Raw genomic sequence first — 21,863 nt, 5'->3', positions numbered from 1 at the left:
GCTTAGTTGAGCCTTAATGGCACTGCATTTTAGTTATAAGCACTAAGCTTATTCTTTACATGCGTTGTAGTTTACCGGTTCGACCATCGCTATACAGCGTTAGTTTGCCTGAAAAGCTGTGTCGCATTGACGCACACTCTCCAGGCAACACCACTTTGCCGTACTAGGCCATCACCACGATGCTGACCATATAGCCGGTGTAGGCAATAAACATGGTAAAGAGTGCACCACCCTCGATACGGTTGATACGCCGCGGACGCCCACGCCAAGAGAACGCAAACAGCACCATGACGAGCGTCATGAGCGTCATTACGCTCCAATCCCGCATCAGCACTTCACGCCCCGCCTCGATCGGCGCAATGACGCCCGCCAAGCCCACCACGGCCATGCTATTGAAGAGGTTCGAGCCGACAACGTTACCCAGCACCATGTCATGTTCATTGCGGCGCAAGGCGCTGATAGAGGACGCTAATTCAGGTAACGACGTGCCCACCGCCACCACCGTCAAACCGATGATCAAATCACTAACACCAAAACCCACGGCAATTTCAACGGCGCCCCATACCAGCAATCGAGAGCTGGCAATCAATAACACCAATCCAATCAGCGTCCACATGATGGACTTACCGCGAGACATCGGCTTGCTATCCAGGCTTTCGGTCACTTCTGCCATCAACGGATCGTCTTGCTGACCGCGAGCGTTGAAGATGCTCGCCGTAATGAACACGCCAAGCCCGATGAGCAACAGCGCCGCTTCAAGCCGCGATATCCATCCGTCCCATAGCATGTATCCCGTCACTAGCATCACCAAGACGAGTAGCGGCATCTCTTTACGAATTACCCCCGAATGGACGGCGAGAGGCGCCATCAGTGCGACAAAACCCAGCACCAACCCCATGTTGGCAATGTTAGAACCGTAAGCGTTACCCACCGCCAAACCAGGATTGCCTTGCGTTGCCGCCAGTACCGAGACCATCATCTCCGGGGCGGATGTACCAAACCCAATCACCAGCATGCCGATCAAGAGCGGCGAAAGCCCTAACCAGCGCGACGTCGCCGCGGCACCGTCGATAAACTTCTCTGCACTCCATATCAGCAGGACCAAGCCCACTACCACAGCAAGAAAGGCGAGTAACATTTCAGTTCCTTAATGTCATAATGTTAGGCACTATCGCGGCTGCATCCTTGTCTAACGAGCCTGTTTGGTCAAGTGCCGTTTGCAAGCGTCGGTTCCGTTCCCTAAATTGACTGGCACCACGCTCCATCGTATTGGTTCTTACCGTCTCATGCACAGAGAGTTTGCTGTTGCCCCATTACTCTTTCATCAAACGGCCTTCTCTGCCGGTTAACTCTCCCGAGGTCGACTGTTTTCCACCTGAGACCCGCACTCAGCGGCGGCGCCTGCGCGCCTGCCATGAGTGTGACTGGGTTTCGGCCCTTCCGCCGCTCAAATCAGGTGAAAAAGCAACCTGCCCGCGCTGTTCACACGTACTGGTAAAGCGCCATCGCTATCCGGCTCAGCGCAGCATGGCGCTCGCACTGGCCTCACTAATAGCACTGTTGGTAGCGATCTCGTTTCCCTTCGTGAGCTTTAGCGTTAGCGGCGTCGGCAATCGCATCGAACTATCACAAACGGCGACGACGCTGATCGCGTTTCATCAGCCCATCGTTGCCATCGCCGTCATGATGACCATACTCGTGCTACCCGCCGTTTATTTAGTGGGTGTGGTATGGCTACAGTTTGGACTCTTGCGAGCGCGACCCATGCCGTTCAGCCGTGATATCGCCCGCTCGCTGGCCCATTTGACCCCATGGATGATGGCGGATGTCTTCATCATTGGCGCCCTGGTCAGCTTGATCAAAATAGCGGGTATGGCGCAAATCGAACTAGGCATCTCCTTTTGGGCGTTTTGCCTCTTCGGTATTTTGCTATTGATGACGGTGCAATCCATCGACGGCGACTGGATGTGGTTCTCGCTCGAAGGCGAGCCCCTTGCCCCTGAGGGCACATTGACCGGTACGACCGCTGCCAACCAAGGTGTCACTGGGTGCCCCACCTGCGGATTGGTCAATCGCATCGAACATGACCGACAGCGATGTTTGCGCTGCCATGAGAAACTGCATACTCGGCTGCCACACAGCCTGCAGCGTACATGGGCGCTGCTGTTTGCCGCCACCGTCATGTACCTTCCGGCCAACCTCTATCCCATCATGACCACCACGAGCTTGGGCAACGCTACGCCCTCCACCATCATTGGGGGAGTCGTTCAGCTCATCCAAATGGGATCATGGCCAGTAGCCGCCGTCATATTCGTAGCCAGTGTCATCGTGCCGGTCGGCAAACTGGTCGCTCTGGCCTGGCTTTGCTTGATGCTCAAACGCAGCAATGAACTCAATGCCCAGAGCCGCACCCGGCTCTATCGTTTGACCGAGTTCATTGGACGCTGGTCCATGGTCGACGTATTCGTGGTGGCCATTTTGGTTGCTCTCATCCGCGCGGGGTCGTTAATGTCGATTACGCCTGGACCAGCCGCCCTGGCGTTTGGCGCGGTGGTCGTGCTCACCATGCTCGCGGCTATGACCTTCGACCCCCGCTTGATATGGGATACTCAACCTTCACGCTCTCTTCGCCGTAAAACGGCCACCAAGGAACCTGTTGATGGCTAACGATTCCATGCCTCAGAACACACCCAACCCAGATCAAGGCGAGTTGCACAAAGCCAAGGCGTCGCCCCAAACACGCTTGTCCCCGATTTGGATCGTGCCGCTGGTTGCCGTGATCATCGGGCTATGGCTGGTTTACGACAACTACTCCAGTCGCGGCACCCTGGTCACGTTGACGATGGAAAGCGCGGAAGGAATCGAGGCGGGCAGTACGCTCATTCGCAGTCGCAACGTCGAGATTGGTCGGGTCCAGAGCGTACGTTTGTCCGATGACCTCTCCCATGCCGTCATGGTGGCACGCATTCAACCCGGGGCGGAAGCTATGCTAAGAGAAGATAGCCGCTTTTGGGTCGTCAAACCGCGTATTGGCCGCGAGGGCATCAGTGGGCTGGGTACCGTTCTTTCAGGTGCCTACATCCAGCTAGAACCGGGTCAGTCAGAAGAGCCACAGCGAGAATTCGAGGTTAGCGATGTACCTCCCGTGGCTCCCGCCGGCCAAGCTGGGTTGCAAATCAACTTGGTGAGCCAACTAGGCAACTCGCTGCGCATCGGCGACCCGGTCTCTTATCAGGGCTACACGGTAGGCCGCGTCGAAGACACGCGCTTTGAACCTGAAACGCGCACCATGCACCATCAAGTTTTCATCGAAGAGCCCTACGCCCAGCTCGTCACCGACAGCACGCGCTTCTGGACGGCCAGCGGGATCGACTTCCGCCTGGATGCCGATGGTGTGAGAGTCAATGTCGAATCCCTCGAAGCGCTATTGGGCGGTGGTGTGACCTTTGGCGTACCGGAAGACCTTCCCATGGGCAAACCTGTGGAGGCCAACACACGCTTTAATCTCTACGCGGACGAAGATACTGCCCGGGAAGGCACGTTCAACCGATACTTGGAGTATGTTTTGCTGGTTGACGACACGGTAAGAGGCTTGTCTCGGGGAGCACCGGTGGAGTTTCGTGGAGTGAGAATCGGCACCGTCGCCGCGGTCCCTTGGAACTTCACGGCGCCACAGCCTGATTCCCGGGCGCGATTCGCCATTCCGGTACTCATTCGTATCGAACCCCAACGCTTGGGTATCGAAAACACCGACATCGACCTAGAGGAGTGGGATGAACGCTTCAAGCGGATGTTTGGGCTAGGTCTGCGCGCCTCGCTTAAGAATGGCAGCCTGCTCACAGGGGCGCTGTTCGTCGACCTTAACTTTCAGCGCGACCTTGCCGATGAGTACGTCGCCGAGCGATTTGCCGAGCGAACCGTGTTCCCCACTGTGGCTGGCGGTTTTGCACAGATTCAGGCACAGGTCACCAGCCTGCTCGAAAAGCTCAACGCGCTGGAAGTCGAACCTCTTCTTGCGGGGCTAGAGCGTAATCTTCAAGCCTCGGAAAGCGTGCTAAACGAGGTTCGCGAGGTCAGTACATCGATCCATCAGTTATTGAACGACCCGGATACTCAGGCGATTGGCGGCAACTTGAACGGCACGTTGGAAGAACTGCGCCGCACACTGGAAGGCGTTTCGCCCTCCTCGCCAGCGTACCAAGAACTGACCGGCGCCATCGAGCGCCTAGATAGACTAATGCGCGATCTACAGCCGCTCACCCGGACGCTGAACGAGAACCCAAGGGCGCTGCTGTTCGATAACTTGGACACCCAGGACCCGATTCCTCGCGCTCCTCGCTAATTAAGGATGACCGTTATGTTACGTCGCTTATCTCTATTTTGGCTGGCGGCTTTTACAAGCCTACTCTTGTCCGCCTGTGCCAGCAGCGTATCTCCACCCACGCGCTATATGTTACCTACAAGCCCGGCGGTCAACGCACCGAGCCGTGCCGAAACAACGCTTCAAGTCAGCCCCCTCCGCCTAGCCCACTATTTGGATGTGGACGGCATCGTAATGCAGCTCGATGACATCACTTTGAATGAAGCGCGCGAGCATCAGTGGGCGGAGAGCATTGGCCGGCAATTAGAACGCGCGTTACGCGCCGAATTAGCCGACCAGCTTCCTAGCGTGCAGGTAGTGCGGGCGGAAGGCAGTCGTCCCAGTGCGCTGACGCTCTCATTGGAAGTGGATCAGTTCCAGGGCCGCTATGATGGCGTTGCAGTGACCAGCGGCCAATGGCAACTGCGCGATAGCGATGGCGAGATGCTCGCCCTAAAAAGCTTCACTGCTGAAACGGTCCTCGATCAGGACGGTTACCCAGCCCTGGTGCGCTCGTTGGGCGAGAGCTGGCAGGTAGTGGCCGAGCAAATCGCCGACCAGTTGCGTCAAGGCGGCTACTTATAACCCCAGGCGTGTTCGCTACGGGTAGCGCGTCGACGTGAGACTTTCGTGTTACACTCACGACCACGACGACGTCACTGTCAGCGCCACCCTGTCTCCCTCTTGTGAAACCCAGAGGTGTCACAAGACGTTTTAACGCCCGTCGCGGCACAGCGTGCTATCTGTCAAACTTCGCTGCCGCGACGGTGTACCATCCTCGCTTTTTTGAACATGACGCTTAGCAGCGCCGCCCATTAGGTGGTGCCGCCTGCTATGCGACTGCGGAGAACGCATGAGCTTTTCTGATCTTGGTCTGCACGACGATTTATTACGCGCGGTGAACGCGCAGGGCTATACACAGCCGACGCCGATTCAACAAAAGGCCATTCCCGTCGTTCTCGAAGGACGCGATCTCCTTGCCAGCGCACAAACCGGCACGGGTAAAACGGCAGGCTTCACACTGCCGATGCTACAGCGCTTGGCAAACGGCAAGCGTCCCGGGAAGCGCCAAGTGCGCGCGCTCGTCCTAACGCCGACCCGCGAGCTGGCTGCACAGGTGGGCGAAAGCGTAGCGGCCTATGGACAACACCTTTCGCTGCGCTCCCACATCATTTTTGGCGGCGTCGGTCAACAGCCCCAAGTCGATGCTTTAAGGCATGGTCTCGACGTGCTGGTCGCTACCCCTGGCCGCCTGCTCGACCTGCACCAGCAAGGGCACGTCGACCTGTCCGCCATTGAAATCCTGGTACTGGATGAGGCGGACCGCATGCTGGACATGGGCTTCATTCACGATATCAAGCGCCTACTGCGCCTGGTCCCCAAGCAACGCCAAAACCTCCTGTTTTCTGCCACATTCTCCAACGAGATCCAAACGTTGGCGCAGCAGCTACTCGATAATCCCGCTCTCATCGAGGTGGCGCCACGCAACACCACAGCAGAAAAAGTCGAGCAAGCGATCTACCGAGTGGATCGCGATAAAAAGCGCGACTTGTTGGCGCACTTGATCCAGCGTCACAACTGGTTTCAGGTACTAGTATTCACTCGCACCAAGCACGGCGCTAACCGGCTAGCCGAGCAACTCTCCAAGCAGGATATCCCTGCCATGGCGATCCACGGCAACAAAAGTCAGGGTGCACGCACGCGTGCGCTCGGTGCGTTCAAGAGCGGCGATTTACAGGTGCTCGTCGCCACTGATATTGCCGCGCGTGGCCTAGACATCAATGAACTTCCCCATGTGGTGAACTTCGATCTGCCCAATGTCGCGGAAGATTACGTTCACCGCATTGGTCGCACAGGGCGTGCGGGCAGCAATGGTGAAGCTGTCTCGTTGGTGTGCATCGACGAGCATGGTCTGCTCAAAAACATCGAGCGACTGATCAATCAAACGTTGCCGAAACACGTCGAACCGGGCTTCGAGCCTGACCCCAACGCCAAGCCAGAACCCATCGAAAATGGTCGCCGGAGTCAGCGTCCACCTCGTCGGCGCAAGCAAGATGGGCCATCTACCAATACGGGTGGAGAGCGACGTCGCCGTAGCCGCCGCTAGCCCGCACGCCCGGAATGTGCGAAGGTATCGCCTCGCCTATTCGGGCGTTTTTGCTGAATTAATTCATGGAGTGACTATGGCGTCTTCACAACTCATGGCCGATTATCGCCAATGGCTGGTCTTTCAGCGTCAGGAGCAACTCAGCCGCGAACACCAGGGAATCGCGCAACGCCTGGAGGACGCCCGCGCCTCAGCGAATCAGGTCGTGCAAGCCTACCGCAGCATGGCTGAAAAAGCTGCTGCCGAAGGCGCCTGCTATCGCACGCTTTTCCTACGCGAGCGTGACAACGCGTCACTCCCCTGCGAAGGCTGGCTGTTCGTACGCCGCGTATTGAGTGAAGGGAACAGCACACGTGTTCGTGCCACTCTATTGGAAACCTTCACGCTGGAAGATGGTATCGTGGCACCAGGAGAGAAGCCCGCCAATAAGCTGACGCTCGAAATCTACGATAAACTGGAAATCGACAAAGGCATGCGAACGCAAGTACGCGTCGACTGCCTGGATAACCCAGAAGATTTTCACTTCATCACCCTGCTCGATGCGGTACGTGGCGACCTGCGCCCTCACTTGAAATAAGCCTGCGCCATGGTTTCACGCCACGCTTGCCGCTTCATTGTGTTGATGTTCTTGGTAGGGCTCAATTTGCGCCCTGCCATGTCATCGGTGGCACCGTTACTCAATCGTTTGCAAGAGAACGCAGGGCTCTCAGCCCCAGCAGCGGGCCTCCTGACCACCCTTCCCGTGCTGTTTCTTGGTTTGACGGCACCGCTTGCGCCTATCATCGGTCGTCGGCTGGGGAGCGAACGTGCGCTAAGCAGTGCCCTACTTCTGCTGGCCAGCGGTTTATTGATCCGCGTACTACCACTGCCTGGGATGTTGTACGTGGGTACTGCCATGGCAGGAAGCGCTATTGGGCTTGCGGGGACGCTGTTACCCGCGCTGGTCAAACGCGAACTTCCCCAAAATGCGGACCTATTGACCGGACTCTACACTATGGCACTCTGCATGGGAGGCGCGCTAGGTGCCGGGCTCAGCGTCCCGCTGATGCAGTGGCTAGGAGGTTGGCAGGCCAGTTTGGTCAGTTGGGCGCTTTTAGCGCTCGCCACCTTTATCGTTTGGGTTCGCTATGCACCCACGCCTTACTCCTCGAAGGCCATTGGCTCCCCCTCCAGCCTTCCGCTCGTCACGTTACTTAGCAAGCCGCTTACCTGGCAGGTCATGCTGTTCATGGGCATCCAGTCCTCCATGGCCTATATCGTGTTCGGCTGGCTGCCAACGCTGCTCATCGAGCGGGGTTACACAGAAGCTACTGCCGGGTGGACGATGGCCGTTTCCATCCTGTGTCAGCTGGCCTCAGCACTGAGCGCCCCATGGATTGCGCGCCTCCATCACGACCAACGCCCTGCCCTCCTGCTGGTATTGATCTGCACGGCGATGGGTCTCGCCTGCTTACTGGCAGCGCCTTTGACCTGGCGCTGGCCAGGCGCCGTATTGCTAGGACTTGGGCAAGGCGGAAGCTTTAGCCTTGCATTAAGCCTACTGGTGTTACGAACTGCCAACGAACGCTTAGCAGGGCAGCTATCCGGCTTGGTACAGGGCGGCGGATACACATTGGCCGCCTTGGGGCCCTTTGGGGTAGGCTTGATGCTCCAAGCCGGTGCTACCACTGAACATATCGCCTGGCTACTCATTGGCCTGATTGGCATTTGCGGCATTTTCGCGCTGTTTGCAGGCCGACAGCGGCAACTCGACGACCATAGCGGCCATCTTCAGGTCTATCACCGATAACGTTTAGCTCTCACAGGATACCGCGATGAGCCAAGCTCCTCTTCTAGCCGATACGCCCCACCGCCAAGAGCGGGTATTGGTCATTTACACCGGTGGCACGATTGGCATGCAGCCCCAGGCCAACGGCTTGTCGCCAGCGGGACATTTTTCCGAGCGCTTAGACAAGGCACTGAGTCAACGGTCACTGCAGGATCAATCCCTGCTTCCCGCCTACGACGTGATGAGCTACTCGCCTTTGATCGACTCTAGCGCCGCAACGCCATTGACGTGGCAGCAGCTTGCCAGCGATATCGCCGAACGCTTCGATCAATACCGTGGATTCGTGGTCATCCACGGCACCGACACGCTCAGCTGGACCGCCGCGAGCCTGGCCTATCAGCTCCAAGGCCTGGACCGGCCCGTCGTTTTAACAGGCGCGATGGCACCACTCGAAACCCCCAACGGCGATGGGTTAGGCAATGTGTATGGCGCTTTACGGTTCTCGGCCCATCCTCAATTACAGGAAGTCGCAGTCTATTTCGCCGATCGTTTACTCAGAGGGGTTCGCGCCATCAAACAACACAGTGAAGCCTCCGATGCCTTCACTTCACCAAGCTACCCACCGCTAGGGGAGCGCGTAGGTGACGATTTCATCCTCTTCCCAAGCCGTGGCTTGGTTTACCAACAGCGCGGCGCACCGCGATTCGAACGATTGGATTATCAACCCGTGGCTCGGGGCGAAGTGGTCCGGATTGCTCTTTGGCCAGGAATGGCTGCTTGGCAACTCGACGCATGGCTTGGTCACCCTAACGTCAAGGGGGCGCTGCTACAGCTCTGGGGAGCAGGTAATTTGCCTGATGACCCCGACCTTCTTGCTGTGATCGCCAAAGCCAGCAGCGAAGGCAAGTTGATCGCCGCCATCAGCCAATGCCCCCAGGGTCGCGTAAAGATGGGCGCTTATGCTGCAGGTAATGGCCTCGTGGATGCGGGCGTATTGTCTGGAGACGACATGACACCCGAAGCCGTCTATACCAAGCTGGTCCATCTAATTGCTCAACCGCTTTCACCAGAAGACCGGCGCGAGCGCTTCATGATGCCGCTCGTAGGCGAGCGTTAACGGCAAGACCCCGTCTCATACTGGCGTAGCCGCTAATAAACGCTATGGTTAACTTAACTGTTTAACGTTTATTAGCCAATAGGATAGGAAGCGACTTATGGATCAGCCGGTGCATCACTTTAGTGAACTCTTCGAGCAGTTAGGCCTACGCTCGGATGCGGAATCCATCGAGCGCTTCATTCAGCGCCACTCACCGCTACCCAAAGAGATGCCGTTGGCGGATGCACCCTGCTGGAACGAGGGACAAGCCGACTTTCTTAGGGAAGCCGTAGAGGAAGACGCCGATTGGGCCGAGGTGGTCGACCACCTAGATGCGTCTATGCACAAGACTCACTAAGTTCTGGGACTCATGAAGCCATTTGACGCGCCGCCTCCAGGCGGCGCCGATACCAAGCTCCTAAAAGTAATAGGAGTGTCAATGCCAGCAGTGGCAGCATGACATCCCATTGCAGGGCATCCTCTTCTTCGATGGCTTCCAGCGCGCCATAGATGGCGCTGCTATACACTGCCCATTTGACCGATAACCCAAGACATGCGGCTAGCAGATAGCGACCAAGCGAAATTTTGCCCAACCCTGCTGCGAAATTGATGACCGAGTGGGGAAAACCCGGTAACACTCGTATGGCGCACTGCGTTAGAAGATCACTTCGTGCTTTGAGGTGCTCCATCACCTTTAGCGTCAAGCCTCTAGGCTGCCAGCGCTCACCCAGTCGTGCAGCCAATGCGTATGCCCCCCAGGCCCCCACCACGCTACTGACCGTTAACATCAGTGTGGCTACTAGAGGCGTATAAAACGGAGCAATTAGCCATAGGCCTATGCTACCGGGCAGACCTACGGCAAGTGTCAGCGCCATGGCCACCATCACAGATGCGATCACCGCGGGGTGATGAGACATCGTGGCGGCCCAGCGCTTCAGCGCGGACAAATCAGGGGAGTACCACAGCCAGAGATAAGCCAACATGGCAGCGGCCGCAAAGCTTACTACCCAGCGCCAAGAATGAAGCGACAATTTAGCCATTCAGCCGTGCTTCGACCCGATCGAGAATTTGTCGGCTGACCTTGCCCACCAACGGCTTTGCTGCTTTGTTGACGGCTTTTTCCATTAGGCGATTGCGAATCTCATAATGTAGCGTCAACGCCACCTCCGTGCCCTCGGGTACGGCCCGCAGCTGATACCGGCCTTGATTTTTGACACCCTCCAACGACTCCCAAGCCAGCACATGGGGCGGCTGAATGTCGGTGACGGCAACATCGAACGACCAATCCATCCCTACTGCCCGCACGTGCCAGCGATAGCGGTTTTCGCCTAAGCTATCGATGGAGCGAATGAGGTCCGAGTAATCGGCAAAATCTTCGACACGGCGTAGCAGATCAAACACCCGCTCGGGGGGAGCCTTGACGATTTCGCTATGTTCTATCGTGGCCATAAGTGTCTTCCTAACGGCTTGGCCAATTAGCTTAACATGGCAAACCACTCACACACACCGACTGAGACGCACTAGCCCACTGGCTAGATGGTTCGCTATTGCGTAAACTGCCGCCTTTCCGGACCGGACCCCGGAACACTGCCTTGCACCGAGGCAAAGACACATAAATTCTCCGACGATGAGCATTTCGTATGTCCTCTACCGCTTCACCTGGCGCCAAGGCGTCAGCCACCGTCGTGATTTACTCCGGCGGCATGGACTCTTTCACTGTTTTACATCGCGCCATTCGGGAAGGACTCACTGTCCACGCGCTCTCTTTCGACTATGGCCAGCGCCACCGCCGGGAGCTCGACACCGCCCGCCAGGTGTGCGAATCCCTGGGCATTGCTCACCAAGTCGTCGATATTCGCGCCATCCATGGGCTGATCGATAACTCAGCGCTGACCAATAGCGCTATCGACATGCCCACCGGCAATTACGACGCAAACAACCTCAGCGCCACGGTAGTGCCTAATCGCAACATGATTTTGCTCTCCCTGGCCATTGCCAAGGCGGTCAACATTGGCGCGGGGCGGGTGGATTACGGCGCTCATGGGGGCGACCACGTACTCTACCCAGACTGTCGTCCCGAGTTTGTCGATGCCATGAATCACGTTGCCGGTATCGCCAACTTCGAACCCGTGTTACTTCATGCGCCTTATCTAAACGTTCGTAAAGAGGATATTCTGCGCGAAGGGTTAGCCATGGGGCTGGACTATCGCCAGACGTGGACCTGCTACGAAGGCCGCGAACTCGCCTGCGGCCAGTGCGGTAGTTGCCGTGAGCGGTTGGCCGCCTTTGCGGCCAACAATTGCGTCGATCCTCTTGCTTACGCTATCGACACGTCGCAGGGTGGCCGCTGATGTACCACGTCAAAGAGGCTTTCTACACCCTGCAGGGCGAAGGCGCCCAAGCGGGTCGCGCCAGCGTGTTTTGCCGCTTCACCGGCTGCAACCTCTGGTCAGGTAGAGAAGCGGATAGACCTAACGCCAAATGCACCTTTTGCGATACCGATTTCATCGGCACCGATGGGGTCAACGGCGGCCGATTCGAGACCGCAATGGCGCTAGCACTTCATATAAAAGCACTGTGGCCTCGAGGAGTGAGTCAAGCAGTGCCTTACGTGGTGTTCACTGGCGGCGAACCGTTGCTACAACTCGATAGCGCCCTGATCGCCACGTTACATAGCGAAGGCTTCGAAGTGGCCGTTGAGACCAACGGCACGATGCCTGCCCCTGCAGGCATCGACTGGCTCTGTGTGAGTCCCAAGGGCCGCAATCCATTAGCGATCACTCAGGGGGACGAGCTGAAGCTGGTCTACCCTCAGGCGGATGCGCTGCCTGAGCAGTTTACTCACCTCGCTTTCAAGCACTTCTTTTTACAGCCCATGGACCTCAGTGCTGTCGCCCATGCGCAGATAGCTACCGACAGGGCGGACATCGTGAAAGCTACCACTGCCTACTGCATGGCCAACCCCCAGTGGCGTCTGTCACTGCAAACGCACAAAATCGCAGGATTCGAGTAATGGCCCTATTCGTTAATCAACTAACCCACGTCGATGTTTCCCTGTGGTGCTCTGTGAGCGGGCTGGTTGGCTGTAGCTGGCAGGTAGATGCCCAGCTTGAGGGAGAGCTAGGCGAGGATGGCATGCTGTTCGACTTCGGCGAAGTCAAACCATGGATCAAGCGCACCCTGGATAGCGGATTGGATCACACCTTACTGGTTCCCACCCAAGCACCTGGAGTCGAGATCAGCGAGTGCGATGAAGGCGTTTGCCTCCGTACCACCCACCCCTACCCCATGGAAGTTCGTGGACCGGCAGAGGCGTTTACGCTGCTGCCTTGGGAATCGATCTCCCTAGCACGCGTCACCCGTTATCTCAGCGATCAACTCACCGAGCAGCGACCAGCCAACGTGGAACGTGTAATGCTGACGCTTAGTAATGAGCGTGTAGATGGCGCAGCCTATGGCTACAGTCATGGACTTAAGCGCCATTTGGGGAATTGCCAGCGCATCGCCCACGGCCACCGTTCTCGCTTACATATTTTCCAAGAGCAGCAGAGACAGCCGTCGCTGGAACGGCAGTGGGGCGCTTGGCTAGACAACCGGTATTTGCTGGAAGAAGCGGACATGACAGAGCATAGCGAAACGCAACTGACTTGCCGATATGAGGCTGCTCAAGGCCGTTTCTCGATCACCTTGCCAACCGAGCGGTGTTGCGTGCTACCCAAACCCACCACCGTCGAAAACATCGCTCAATGGCTGGCCAATCAGATTGCCGAAAAGACGGGAATAGTGACCGAAGTTCATGCGTTCGAGGGCATAAACAAAGGTGCGACGGCACTGGCGACACCATGAGCGAGCTCATTGCCAGTGACAGCGGCAGCACCGTTGGTTGTCGTCCAGGCTGCGGTGCATGCTGCATCGCGCCGTCTATAACCTCCCCCATTCCGGAGATGCCCCATGGAAAACCGGCGGGCGTACGCTGCGTTCACCTAGACGACCACCATCTATGCATGCTGTTTGGCAGTCCGCAGCGACCGGACGTATGCGGTCAATTCGATTATGACCCTATGGTATGTGGCGAACACCGTAATGAGGCGCTCGCCACGCTATCATGGCTGGAGCAGAGCACGCGCTAAATGGCCTACGTCTCCTTTTCGACGCTTAGCGTGTGAGGCAAACGTCGATCCAACAAGCTTACCCAGCGCACCAGCACCGGCGCATCACTATGACTTACCTCCCCCAACAGGCGCCGGAACGCTTCTTTTGCCGCCTGGTCATGGGGAGCAATACGCGTCAACCAGAGCTCCAGGGCCGCTAACTCCTGATGGCGATTGCCATGTTCTCGCGCCTGGTTGATTGCCATATCGGCCAAGGCTCTCACTTCACTGGCGGGATGACCCAGCAAATCACGCACCCTAGCCAGCTGTGTCGCCAGCTCGGGTAAAAATAGTGTGGTGCGCTCTCGGGCAATCACCAAGCACTGATCTAGGTACTCTTCGGCGGCCTTTAACTCACCAAGCTCGATACAGGCGTCCGAATACCATAAAACAGGACGTTGGAACCGGTCACGCCCGTTCAACTCGGCCATCTGATCCAGACTGTCTCTCAGTTGCACCAACCCGGCATGATCTCCCGCCATGGCCTTCTGCCAGCCCAGCATGCCCTGAGCAGAAATCTGCCACAGCTGTAGATCAGGCGTTCCCGTCATCGCCGCCGCACGCTCAGCGTGACGGGCAGCGAGATGTACATGGCCCAGCTGGCGATACAAAGCGGCTGCGAACAACAGCGCCATGGCCAGTGTCCCTGGATGGCCGATTTTCTCGGCCAACCGAATGGCCGACGACACGTGTCGTTCGGCGCGCTGATAGTCACCGCGCAAACAGAGCGCCCACCCCTGAAAGCAGGCCGCCGTTACCTGCGGGTGATCCGAAAACGGCAGCCACTCGATCATCATGGGCGCATTGAGTGGATCGATTTCATCCAAGTGATCATGAGCCTGCTGAATGCGCCCTGCCCAATATTCACAGTGTGCCCGGGCGTAGTCGGCCAGGCGCCGATAGCGGGGGTCCTCCAGGCGTTCGGCGATATCTGCTAGCGTCGAGGCGAGGGCAAACGCATCTGCATGGGCATAGCGCTGGCTGCGGCCCACCCATAGCCCCCACTTCACCAAGAAAATTTGCTCGAGATCTTCCGGGTCGTCCGGCGTATCGCCACCCGATTGACGCAGTAACTCCCGCGCGCGCACGAAACTCTCATGAGCCGTGGGCGAGCCGTGGCCCTCTAGCGCAAAGGCTGCTTGGCCACGAACGGTCAGCAGACTCACCTCGCGCTCCACCTCATGCTCGACATGGCGCAAGCTCGCCAAACCAAAGTCCGCCATCCGCAGCGCCGTTCGGTTGGCGCTTACTTTTAGCGCTTCACGGGCAGACAGCTCGAAATAGCGCGCACCCCGGGCATAGTGACCGCTACGCCGTAGGTGAGTCGCGAAATCTCCAGGATGGCGGCTGATCCATACAGGGAAACGCTCTTCGATCAAGGTAACGACCTGCTGGTGTAACTTGACCCGCACGTCGCGAGGACAGGAGAGGTACGCCGCCTCCTGCAGCAACTGATGGCTAAACTGGTATTCATGCTCAGCGCTCTCTTTATCAACCGGCTCGATGACCTCCAGTTGACGCATGTGCTCCACCGCTTGCGAGAGCCGCGCCTTCTCCCATCCGCTGCATTCAGCCAAGAAATCCAAGCGAAAACGCTTGCCCAGAACGGCGGCAATATGAGCAATCTCGCGATCGCCTTCCAACTGGTCGATACGACTCGCCAACAGCCCCAGTAAACCCTTGGGCAACTCGTCGAACTGAACGCTGCGACCTTCGCGTCGATCCATATCGAGCCGCCGGCAAATCTCCTGCATATAGAGCGGGACGCCGTCACAGCGCTCAATGATCTGGTTGCGCAAACGGGGACTCAAATGCATACGGTAGCGACGCGACAACTGCGAGAGCAGCCGCGAGGATTGCAGTGCATCAAGCTTTCCGAGGCTGATCTGTTGATCCCAATGCAGCTTGACCGGCAGCGCCTCTCGACCGTGATGGCTAGCCACCAGCATGAAGGCCGTATTGATCGGCAGGCGGGCCTGTAAACCAGCAAGGACCTTGAAGGAGGGCTCGTCTAGCCACTGCAAGTCATCCACCATCAAGACGAGCGTCTGGGCACTAGCGCGCTGATCGATCAGACGATGCAGCAGCTTCACAACCAGCTCGACCGCTTCACCATTTTGTGTGAGCTGGGTAATTTCCTGAACGTCTCTCACCCCTAGCGCTTCTTCGAGCAATTGTTGACGCGCAGCGTCCAGCGGCGCGTCGCCTAGCGCTGCTTGCAACTGGTGCAACCCTGCTAACGTCGGCGTAGTATCCAGGTGCCACGCCAGCAGCGTTCGCGCCACCCCATAGGGCTCTAGTACGGACAAGCGCGTGGTAGGCTGCCAACAGATTGCAGCGTCGCGGCTTAGCTCTAGCTGACGAAACCCCACCATCAACGCCGATTTCCCCATTCCAGAGGCACCGCGTACGAGAACGCTTTGGCGTAAACCAATACCTGCGCGCGCCAGAGCATCGCGCAGGGTTCGCAGCGACGTCTCGCGGCCGACCAAGCTTGGCGGTAGCGCGTCGCGGCCACCCTCGTTCTGGCCCAACACCAGTGCGCGTAAGCGAACGCGTCCATCACTGGCCACCAGCCGCGAGACCAAACGCGGCTGTAGGTCTAGCGCCGGCGGCATGTGCTGACTGGCTTCTTGGGAAATCACCAGTTCACTGCCTTCGGCGGCACTCATCAACTCGAGCGATACCTGAGTGACCTGGCCCAGGGGGTCGGCTAGCTGACGCTCGGGCAAATAGACTACCCGTCCACTATTGAGACCTGCCGCTAGCTCGAAGGTGGGGGCCTCGCCGTCACCACTCCAGTGTCGTTCGGTTTCTTGAGTGAGCGCCTGCTGGCAATGCTCGTAAAGCGCCACTAGCTCGGCAAGCTGGTGCGCCGGACCATGAGTACCAAAGCATGCCAACCCCAATCCCCCTGTGGCTCCTGGCAACCAAAAACCACCCAAGTGATGGCACTGCTGTTCGAGCCAGCGCATCAGTTCCAGTTGAAGCGCCAGGCAGTTACGCGTGGCAGCGCGATCTTGCCAGTCCCCTTTCAAACGTAAACGAATCGCCATGACCGACAATTGGCGAAGTTCGATCTCATCTTCACGCAGCGGCTTGCTATCGGCGGCCAACGCACGAGAGAAAGCTCCCTGGGGAGACATCGCTCGTGGGTCATGGTGGCCGTCGGACCAATAGCTCGCCAATTGCAAAAAACTAGGCTCAGGTTGCTGGCCCGAAAGCGCCAGCAACTGTAAGTAGCTGTTGTATTGCTCATGAGCAGCCGCCATTTGATTCTGCTCCGCCAACTGGCGCACCAACCGCTCATGGAAAGGTCCATAGCCCGAAAAGCGGCTTACCAAGCCCTCCAGCATATCGTTAGGCGTCTCGTCATGGCTCTCCAACACCTGTTCGGCGAAGCGTATGACACGCTGGCGCCATTCGTTACGCACCTGCACCAGCCAGCGCTGAAAATCGCTACAGTTGGACAACTGCAGCTCCTCGATGAGGTCACCCTGGTAGCAGGCCATTACCTCTTCGAGCGTATCAAGATCCTTTGGGCCTTCCAGCAATTGCTGCAAATCGTGTAGATCGACTTGCCAATGGGCAGGTAGATGAAAAGCGATCGTCTGACGAGAAACGTTCAGCACTTGGTCAGCGCTTTCCCCCATCGACTGCCGCAGGCAGTGCAGCGCATGGCGCAAGTTGGTACGGCCAGACGATAATCCCTGATCTGGCCAGAGCAGCTCTGCCAGCGCTGCCCGATTGACCGGCTGGCGATGCAACAGCAGGTACACCAGCAGAGCTTTCACTTTGTCGTAACTAAAATGAGTGAGTACGTCCTCTCCCTGCGTCAAGGAGAAGTGACCAAACAAGGTCAGCTGATCTGTCTGTTGAGCATCGCGCATGGAATACTTCCTGCCTGGCTAGCGGCGGCTTAGGCGGGCACACCGCTATGAAAACGAAACGCCGTATCCGGAGCAGTGATCAACTCCGCTTCACGTGCGATAAAGAAGGCAATACGATCATCGATCGGCTCTGCAGTCTGTTGACGAGCCAACAGCAGATAATCTTCGAAATGGCGTCCTTCGGATTTCACAAGCGTGCGGTAAAACTTTGCCAGCTCTTCGTCGAGATAAGGGGTGAGACGTGCGAACCGCTCACAGCTACGCGCTTCGATCAGGGCACCGATAATCAATACATCGATCAAGCGCTCTGGATCATGACTGCGCACATGCTGTCGCAGCCCTTCGGCATAGCGCGACGCAGTGAGGTGATGGTACGTCACTCCGCGCTTCTCCATGAGACCGACTACCTGCTCGAAGTGGAGCAGCTCTTCACGGGCCAACTGAGACATTTTACTGAGCAACAGCGGTTGATCGACGTAGCGATACAGTAGGCTCATGGCCGTAGAAGCCGCTTTCTTTTCGCACTGCGCATGATCGATCAGCAGTATGTCCGGATTGGTAAGCGCCCACTGAAGCCAGCTATCCGGTGTGGGGCAGGCCAGAAACGCATGCAGGCTTTCTGGCAGCAAATCTTCCGCCTGCATGGCGTGGTCTGCTGTTTTAAGTTCGACTAATTGTATAGACATATTACCGCTACCGAGCGTTTATCACACTATTGTACAACATATAAACGCCGTTGGCGTTTGTTCCCTAAAAACCGAAGGCCACTTATTACTATGGCGCTCCAATTTCCATATAGCATATCGCTAATATATAAGCTCGGTTTATTTGATGCTCCACACACCCCATAAACCTAGTGGTGACGCGTTAACCCTCGTCTATGGCCATGGTAACGCGGCATAACAATAATCACACCCGCGCTTACCGTAAAACAGCCCGATTGGTAAAAAACTTTCAGCTAGGGAGCACAGTAACGAAAAAAACGGCTTAGAAGGAGCCAAAAAACAGCACCTCAACATAAAGTACAAGCAAGCACTTAGCTTGGCTTCTTAACATTGTCGACAGTTTCCCGTAGAATCCCGCTCATCCACCAGGCGCTGTTTGTCAAGCGTCTGTCACGTGTCCGAACGCCTCACCCACCGTGCTAGCAGTCGTTCGGCACCACTGAGTCATCACTACCAAGAAGATGAGAGGGCCCCAACGTGCTTGAAGCTTACCGCCAACATGTCGAGGAACGCGCCGCAGAGGGCGTCCCCCCCAAGCCCCTGACCGCCGAGCAAGTCGCGGCCTTGATCGAATTACTCAAAGCGCCCTCGGCCGGTGAAGAGGAATTCATTCTCGACTTAATCACCAATCGCGTTCCTCCCGGTGTCGACGAAGCCGCCTACGTCAAAGCTGGCTTCTTGACGGCCATTGCCAAAGGGGAAGCGACCTCTCCGCTGATCGATAAAATTCACGCGGTCAAACTGCTCGGCACCATGCAAGGCGGCTACAACATCGTTTCGATGGTAGAGCTACTTGACAATGAAGAGCTAGCCCGTGAAGCAGGTGAACAGCTGAAGCACACCCTGCTGATGTTCGATGCCTTCCACGATGTGGAAGAGCGTGCCAAGAAAGGCAACGTCGTTGCCAAAGACGTGATGCAATCCTGGGCCGATGCCGAATGGTTCCTCTCCAAGCCCGCGCTGGAAGAGAAAATCACCCTGACCGTCTTCAAGGTGCCCGGTGAAACCAACACCGATGACCTCTCCCCCGCCCCGGATGCATGGTCACGCCCCGATATTCCGCTGCATGCCAACGCCATGCTCAAAAACGAGCGCGAAGGCATCGAGCCTGAAGTACCGGGCTCCACGGGCCCGCTCAAGCAGATCGAAGACGTCAAAGCCAAAGGTTTCCCAGTGGCCTATGTCGGCGACGTCGTCGGCACCGGCTCTTCGCGTAAGTCTGCTACCAACTCCGTGCTGTGGTTCTTCGGTGACGACATTCCTTATGTCCCGAACAAGCGCGCCGGTGGTTTCTGCTTCGGTGGAAAAATTGCGCCTATCTTCTTCAACACCATGGAAGACTCCGGTGCGCTGCCCGTAGAAATGGACGTTTCCAAACTGGAAATGGGCGACGTCATCGACGTTTACCCCTATGAAGGCAAGGTGTGCAAACACGGTACCGATGACGTGCTGACCACCTTCGAGCTGAAAACTCAGCTCATTCTCGACGAAGTTCGCGCAGGTGGCCGTATTCCACTGATCATCGGCCGGGGCCTGACCGGTAAAGCGCGCGAGTCGCTAGGCTTGGCGCCTTCAGACGTTTTCCGACTGCCCGATCAGCCGGCCGATACTGGCAAAGGCTTTACGCTAGCGCAGAAGATGGTGGGTAAGGCTTGCGGCATGGACGGCGTTCGTCCCGGCATGTACTGCGAACCGAAGATGACCACCGTAGGCTCCCAGGACACCACGGGCCCGATGACCCGCGACGAGCTGAAAGATCTTGCTTGTCTTGGTTTCCAAGCCGATCTGGTCATGCAGTCCTTCTGCCACACGGCGGCTTATCCGAAACCGGTTGACGTAGACACTCACCACACCCTGCCGGACTTCATCATGAACCGAGGCGGCGTTTCGCTGCGCCCGGGTGACGGCATTATCCACAGCTGGCTAAACCGCATGCTGCTGCCGGATACCGTGGGCACCGGCGGTGACTCGCACACCCGCTTCCCGCTGGGCATTTCCTTCCCCGCCGGTTCGGGCTTGGTCGCGTTTGCGGCGGCCACGGGCGTGATGCCGCTGGATATGCCGGAATCCGTTTTGGTGCGTTTCAAAGGCAAGCGCCAGCCGGGTGTCACGCTGCGCGACTTGGTTCACGCCATCCCGTTGTACGCCATCAAACAAGGCCTACTGACCGTCGAGAAATCCGGTAAGAAAAACGCCTTCTCGGGCCGCGTACTGGAAATCGAAGGCCTGGAAGACCTCACCGTCGAGCAGGCATTCGAACTCTCCGATGCCTCCGCCGAGCGCAGCGCCGCTGGCTGTACCATCACGCTGTCTGAAGAGAGCGTGACGGAGTACCTGAAATCCAACATCACGCTGCTCAAGTGGATGATTGCTAATGGCTACGGCGACGAGCGCACCATCAGCCGTCGTATCGAAGGCATGGAAGCGTGGCTGGCCAATCCGAGCCTAATGCGCGCCGACAAAGACGCCGAGTACGCCGAAGTCATCGAAATCGATCTCTCTGACATCAAAGAGCCGGTTTTATGTGCACCGAACGACCCGGATGACGCGCGTCTTCTGTCCGACGTGGCTGGTGAGAAAATCGACGAGGTGTTCATCGGTTCGTGCATGACCAATATCGGTCATTTCCGCGCGGCCGGTAAGCTACTCGAAAAACAGCCTGCGGGCAGCCTGAAAACCCGTCTGTGGCTCGCACCGCCGACCAAAATGGATCAGCATCAGCTGACCGAAGAGGGTTACTACGGCATTTATGGCCGTGCAGGCGCTCGCATGGAAATGCCGGGATGCTCTCTGTGTATGGGTAACCAGGCACGCGTTGCCGCGAAAAGCACCGTCGTGTCCACGTCTACACGTAACTTCCCGAACCGTCTAGGCGATGGTGCCAATGTCTACCTCGCCTCAGCAGAGCTGGCAGCGGTTGCCGCTGTAGAAGGTCGTCTGCCCACCGTTGATGAGTATCAGCGTTACATGGGCGAGTTTGACGCCCTGGCAGGCGAGATCTATCGTTACATGAACTTCCACGAAATCGAGGAGTATCAAAAGATTGCCTCGAACGTGATACCGGTCGCCCAAGAGGCCTGATAGCCCGTGGCACCGACCCATCGCCGATGCTCGCAACATCACAGCCAGGCTAATCCCTCGCTGAGTCGATGACAGAACGCCCCTTCCTTCGATGGTAGGGGCGTTTTTTTATGGCACATTCAATCAAGGAGTTACCCATGACAACGACAAGCGCAGTGATCACCCCCGATCTATGCGATGCCTATCCCGAGGTAGAGGTACTAGAGCCTCTCTTCGCTAACTTTGGCGGTGTCGACAATTTTTATGGCCCCATTCGCACCGTGAAATGCTTCGAAGATAATTCGCTGGTCAAACAAGCCGTGGCGGAACCAGGCGAAGGGGCCGTCCTGGTGGTCGATGCGGGTGGATCGCATCGCTGTGCCATGTTAGGCGATATGTTGGCAGAGAAAGCCGCACAAAACGGCTGGGCGGGAGTCGTCATGTACGGCTGTGTACGAGATGTCGATATTCTTGCGACACTGCCTTTAGGTATCCAAGCCCTCGGCAGTCACCCCCGCAAAAGTGACAAGCGCGGTGAGGGCCAGCGTGACCTTGCCGTGACCTTTGCAGGCGTTACGCTTAGGGTTGGTCAGTGGCTTTATGCTGACAACAACGGCATCATCATCGCCGAACAGCCGCTCAAACTCTCTTAGCATACTTGCCAGGGGTGGCAGAGAGTACCACCCTGAAGCTTTACTTTGACACT

At 57.3% G+C, this 21,863-nt stretch carries 19 protein-coding genes; 14 read left to right on the top strand and 5 right to left on the bottom strand.

Features of this window, described 5'->3' with window-relative positions:
- Positions 1-163: 163 nt before the first annotated feature.
- Positions 164-1,138: a calcium/sodium antiporter gene (locus MHM85_RS13245; protein WP_153843866.1), complete on the bottom strand. Its 975-nt coding sequence runs from the start codon at positions 1,136-1,138 to the stop codon at positions 164-166.
- 167 nt (positions 1,139-1,305) lie between these two features.
- Between MHM85_RS13245 and MHM85_RS13240 the strand changes: the two genes are divergently transcribed.
- The 8 genes from MHM85_RS13240 to MHM85_RS13205 all read left to right on the top strand — a co-directional run bounded on the left by MHM85_RS13240 (position 1,306) and on the right by MHM85_RS13205 (position 9,689).
- Positions 1,306-2,667: a paraquat-inducible protein A gene (locus tag MHM85_RS13240; protein WP_139528020.1), complete on the top strand. Its 1,362-nt coding sequence runs from the start codon at positions 1,306-1,308 to the stop codon at positions 2,665-2,667.
- Positions 2,660-4,342 carry an intermembrane transport protein PqiB gene (gene pqiB / locus MHM85_RS13235; protein WP_139528021.1) on the top strand — a complete coding sequence of 561 codons (1,683 nt, stop codon included), beginning with the start codon at positions 2,660-2,662 and terminating at the stop codon, positions 4,340-4,342. The genes MHM85_RS13240 and pqiB overlap by 8 nt, the downstream gene beginning before the upstream one ends.
- Before the next feature lie 15 nt (positions 4,343-4,357).
- Positions 4,358-4,945: an ABC-type transport auxiliary lipoprotein family protein gene (locus MHM85_RS13230; RefSeq protein ID WP_239286144.1), complete on the top strand. Its 588-nt coding sequence runs from the start codon at positions 4,358-4,360 to the stop codon at positions 4,943-4,945.
- Between the two features lie 268 nt (positions 4,946-5,213).
- Positions 5,214-6,467, top strand: coding sequence for a DEAD/DEAH box helicase (locus MHM85_RS13225; RefSeq protein WP_219863602.1), 1,254 nt, complete (start codon positions 5,214-5,216; stop codon positions 6,465-6,467).
- A 76-nt stretch (positions 6,468-6,543) separates the two neighbouring features.
- Entirely contained in the window at positions 6,544-7,044 is a 501-nt protein-coding gene (locus MHM85_RS13220; RefSeq protein WP_139528024.1) for a hypothetical protein, read from the top strand.
- Positions 7,045-7,053: 9 nt separating this feature from the next.
- On the top strand, positions 7,054-8,256 hold the full coding sequence (locus MHM85_RS13215; protein ID WP_153843869.1) for an MFS transporter: 1,203 nt from the start codon (positions 7,054-7,056) through the stop codon (positions 8,254-8,256).
- Between the two features lie 25 nt (positions 8,257-8,281).
- Entirely contained in the window at positions 8,282-9,352 is a 1,071-nt protein-coding gene (locus tag MHM85_RS13210; protein WP_219863600.1) for an asparaginase, read from the top strand.
- 97 nt (positions 9,353-9,449) lie between these two features.
- Positions 9,450-9,689 (top strand): DUF2789 domain-containing protein, encoded by a 240-nt coding sequence (locus MHM85_RS13205; RefSeq protein WP_139528027.1) that lies wholly within the window; start codon positions 9,450-9,452, stop codon positions 9,687-9,689.
- Between the two features lie 10 nt (positions 9,690-9,699).
- Here the strand turns inward: MHM85_RS13205 and MHM85_RS13200 are convergent, their stop codons facing one another.
- Together MHM85_RS13200 and MHM85_RS13195 are read right to left on the bottom strand one after the other, a co-directional pair.
- Positions 9,700-10,371, bottom strand: coding sequence for a VTT domain-containing protein (locus MHM85_RS13200; RefSeq protein ID WP_153843871.1), 672 nt, complete (start codon positions 10,369-10,371; stop codon positions 9,700-9,702).
- Positions 10,364-10,780, bottom strand: a complete 417-nt coding sequence (locus tag MHM85_RS13195) for an SRPBCC family protein (RefSeq protein WP_219863598.1) — start codon at positions 10,778-10,780, stop codon at positions 10,364-10,366. Before MHM85_RS13195 ends, MHM85_RS13200 begins: the two co-directional genes overlap by 8 nt.
- Before the next feature lie 191 nt (positions 10,781-10,971).
- Here MHM85_RS13195 and queC point away from each other — a divergent pair, with 191 nt between their 5' ends.
- From queC to MHM85_RS13175, 4 genes are read left to right on the top strand one after another with little or no spacing between them, the layout of a single operon-like run.
- Positions 10,972-11,682, top strand: a complete 711-nt coding sequence (queC, locus tag MHM85_RS13190) for a 7-cyano-7-deazaguanine synthase QueC (RefSeq protein ID WP_139528030.1) — start codon at positions 10,972-10,974, stop codon at positions 11,680-11,682.
- Positions 11,682-12,344 (top strand): 7-carboxy-7-deazaguanine synthase, encoded by a 663-nt coding sequence (queE, locus tag MHM85_RS13185; RefSeq protein WP_219863595.1) that lies wholly within the window; start codon positions 11,682-11,684, stop codon positions 12,342-12,344. Before queC ends, queE begins: the two co-directional genes overlap by 1 nt.
- Positions 12,344-13,177, top strand: coding sequence for a 6-carboxytetrahydropterin synthase (locus MHM85_RS13180; protein ID WP_139528032.1), 834 nt, complete (start codon positions 12,344-12,346; stop codon positions 13,175-13,177). The genes queE and MHM85_RS13180 overlap by 1 nt, the downstream gene beginning before the upstream one ends.
- Positions 13,174-13,461: a YkgJ family cysteine cluster protein gene (locus MHM85_RS13175; RefSeq protein WP_219863593.1), complete on the top strand. Its 288-nt coding sequence runs from the start codon at positions 13,174-13,176 to the stop codon at positions 13,459-13,461. Before MHM85_RS13180 ends, MHM85_RS13175 begins: the two co-directional genes overlap by 4 nt.
- A 5-nt stretch (positions 13,462-13,466) precedes the next feature.
- On the opposite strand, the gene MHM85_RS13170 is transcribed toward MHM85_RS13175, so the two are convergent.
- Together MHM85_RS13170 and MHM85_RS13165 are read right to left on the bottom strand one after the other, a co-directional pair.
- Positions 13,467-17,372, bottom strand: a complete 3,906-nt coding sequence (locus tag MHM85_RS13170) for an AAA family ATPase (protein WP_219863591.1) — start codon at positions 17,370-17,372, stop codon at positions 13,467-13,469.
- A gap of 29 nt (positions 17,373-17,401) precedes the next feature.
- Entirely contained in the window at positions 17,402-18,058 is a 657-nt protein-coding gene (locus MHM85_RS13165; RefSeq protein ID WP_239286146.1) for a tRNA-(ms[2]io[6]A)-hydroxylase, read from the bottom strand.
- A 516-nt stretch (positions 18,059-18,574) separates the two neighbouring features.
- On the opposite strand from MHM85_RS13165, the gene acnB reads away from it, so the two are divergent.
- Together acnB and rraA are read left to right on the top strand one after the other, a co-directional pair.
- Entirely contained in the window at positions 18,575-21,178 is a 2,604-nt protein-coding gene (gene acnB / locus MHM85_RS13160) for a bifunctional aconitate hydratase 2/2-methylisocitrate dehydratase (protein WP_219863589.1), read from the top strand.
- Positions 21,179-21,315: 137 nt separating this feature from the next.
- Positions 21,316-21,810, top strand: a complete 495-nt coding sequence (gene rraA, locus MHM85_RS13155) for a ribonuclease E activity regulator RraA (RefSeq protein ID WP_153843876.1) — start codon at positions 21,316-21,318, stop codon at positions 21,808-21,810.
- Positions 21,811-21,863: the final 53 nt, after the last annotated feature.

The sequence above is a fragment of the Halomonas sp. McD50-4 genome, from assembly GCF_022348135.1.
Classification (GTDB): Bacteria; Pseudomonadota; Gammaproteobacteria; order Pseudomonadales; family Halomonadaceae; genus Vreelandella; species Vreelandella piezotolerans.
Note: the sequence above shows the minus strand (reverse complement) of the source record. Positions and strands in the feature narration are given on the sequence as shown.

What these genes read in the sequence shown, in the direction of transcription:
- MHM85_RS13245 (WP_153843866.1), bottom strand. Translation starts at nt 1,138, where the DNA reads ATGTTACTCGCCTTTCTTGCTGTGGTAGTGGGCTTGGTCCTGCTGATA.
- pqiB (WP_139528021.1), top strand. Translation starts at nt 2,660, where the DNA reads ATGGCTAACGATTCCATGCCTCAGAACACACCCAACCCAGATCAAGGC.
- MHM85_RS13230 (WP_239286144.1), top strand. Translation starts at nt 4,358, where the DNA reads ATGTTACGTCGCTTATCTCTATTTTGGCTGGCGGCTTTTACAAGCCTA.
- MHM85_RS13225 (WP_219863602.1), top strand. Translation starts at nt 5,214, where the DNA reads ATGAGCTTTTCTGATCTTGGTCTGCACGACGATTTATTACGCGCGGTG.
- MHM85_RS13220 (WP_139528024.1), top strand. Translation starts at nt 6,544, where the DNA reads ATGGCGTCTTCACAACTCATGGCCGATTATCGCCAATGGCTGGTCTTT.
- MHM85_RS13215 (WP_153843869.1), top strand. Translation starts at nt 7,054, where the DNA reads ATGGTTTCACGCCACGCTTGCCGCTTCATTGTGTTGATGTTCTTGGTA.
- MHM85_RS13210 (WP_219863600.1), top strand. Translation starts at nt 8,282, where the DNA reads ATGAGCCAAGCTCCTCTTCTAGCCGATACGCCCCACCGCCAAGAGCGG.
- MHM85_RS13205 (WP_139528027.1), top strand. Translation starts at nt 9,450, where the DNA reads ATGGATCAGCCGGTGCATCACTTTAGTGAACTCTTCGAGCAGTTAGGC.
- MHM85_RS13200 (WP_153843871.1), bottom strand. Translation starts at nt 10,371, where the DNA reads ATGGCTAAATTGTCGCTTCATTCTTGGCGCTGGGTAGTAAGCTTTGCG.
- MHM85_RS13195 (WP_219863598.1), bottom strand. Translation starts at nt 10,780, where the DNA reads ATGGCCACGATAGAACATAGCGAAATCGTCAAGGCTCCCCCCGAGCGG.
- queC (WP_139528030.1), top strand. Translation starts at nt 10,972, where the DNA reads ATGTCCTCTACCGCTTCACCTGGCGCCAAGGCGTCAGCCACCGTCGTG.
- queE (WP_219863595.1), top strand. Translation starts at nt 11,682, where the DNA reads ATGTACCACGTCAAAGAGGCTTTCTACACCCTGCAGGGCGAAGGCGCC.
- MHM85_RS13180 (WP_139528032.1), top strand. Translation starts at nt 12,344, where the DNA reads ATGGCCCTATTCGTTAATCAACTAACCCACGTCGATGTTTCCCTGTGG.
- MHM85_RS13175 (WP_219863593.1), top strand. Translation starts at nt 13,174, where the DNA reads ATGAGCGAGCTCATTGCCAGTGACAGCGGCAGCACCGTTGGTTGTCGT.
- MHM85_RS13170 (WP_219863591.1), bottom strand. Translation starts at nt 17,372, where the DNA reads ATGCGCGATGCTCAACAGACAGATCAGCTGACCTTGTTTGGTCACTTC.
- MHM85_RS13165 (WP_239286146.1), bottom strand. Translation starts at nt 18,058, where the DNA reads ATGTCTATACAATTAGTCGAACTTAAAACAGCAGACCACGCCATGCAG.
- rraA (WP_153843876.1), top strand. Translation starts at nt 21,316, where the DNA reads ATGACAACGACAAGCGCAGTGATCACCCCCGATCTATGCGATGCCTAT.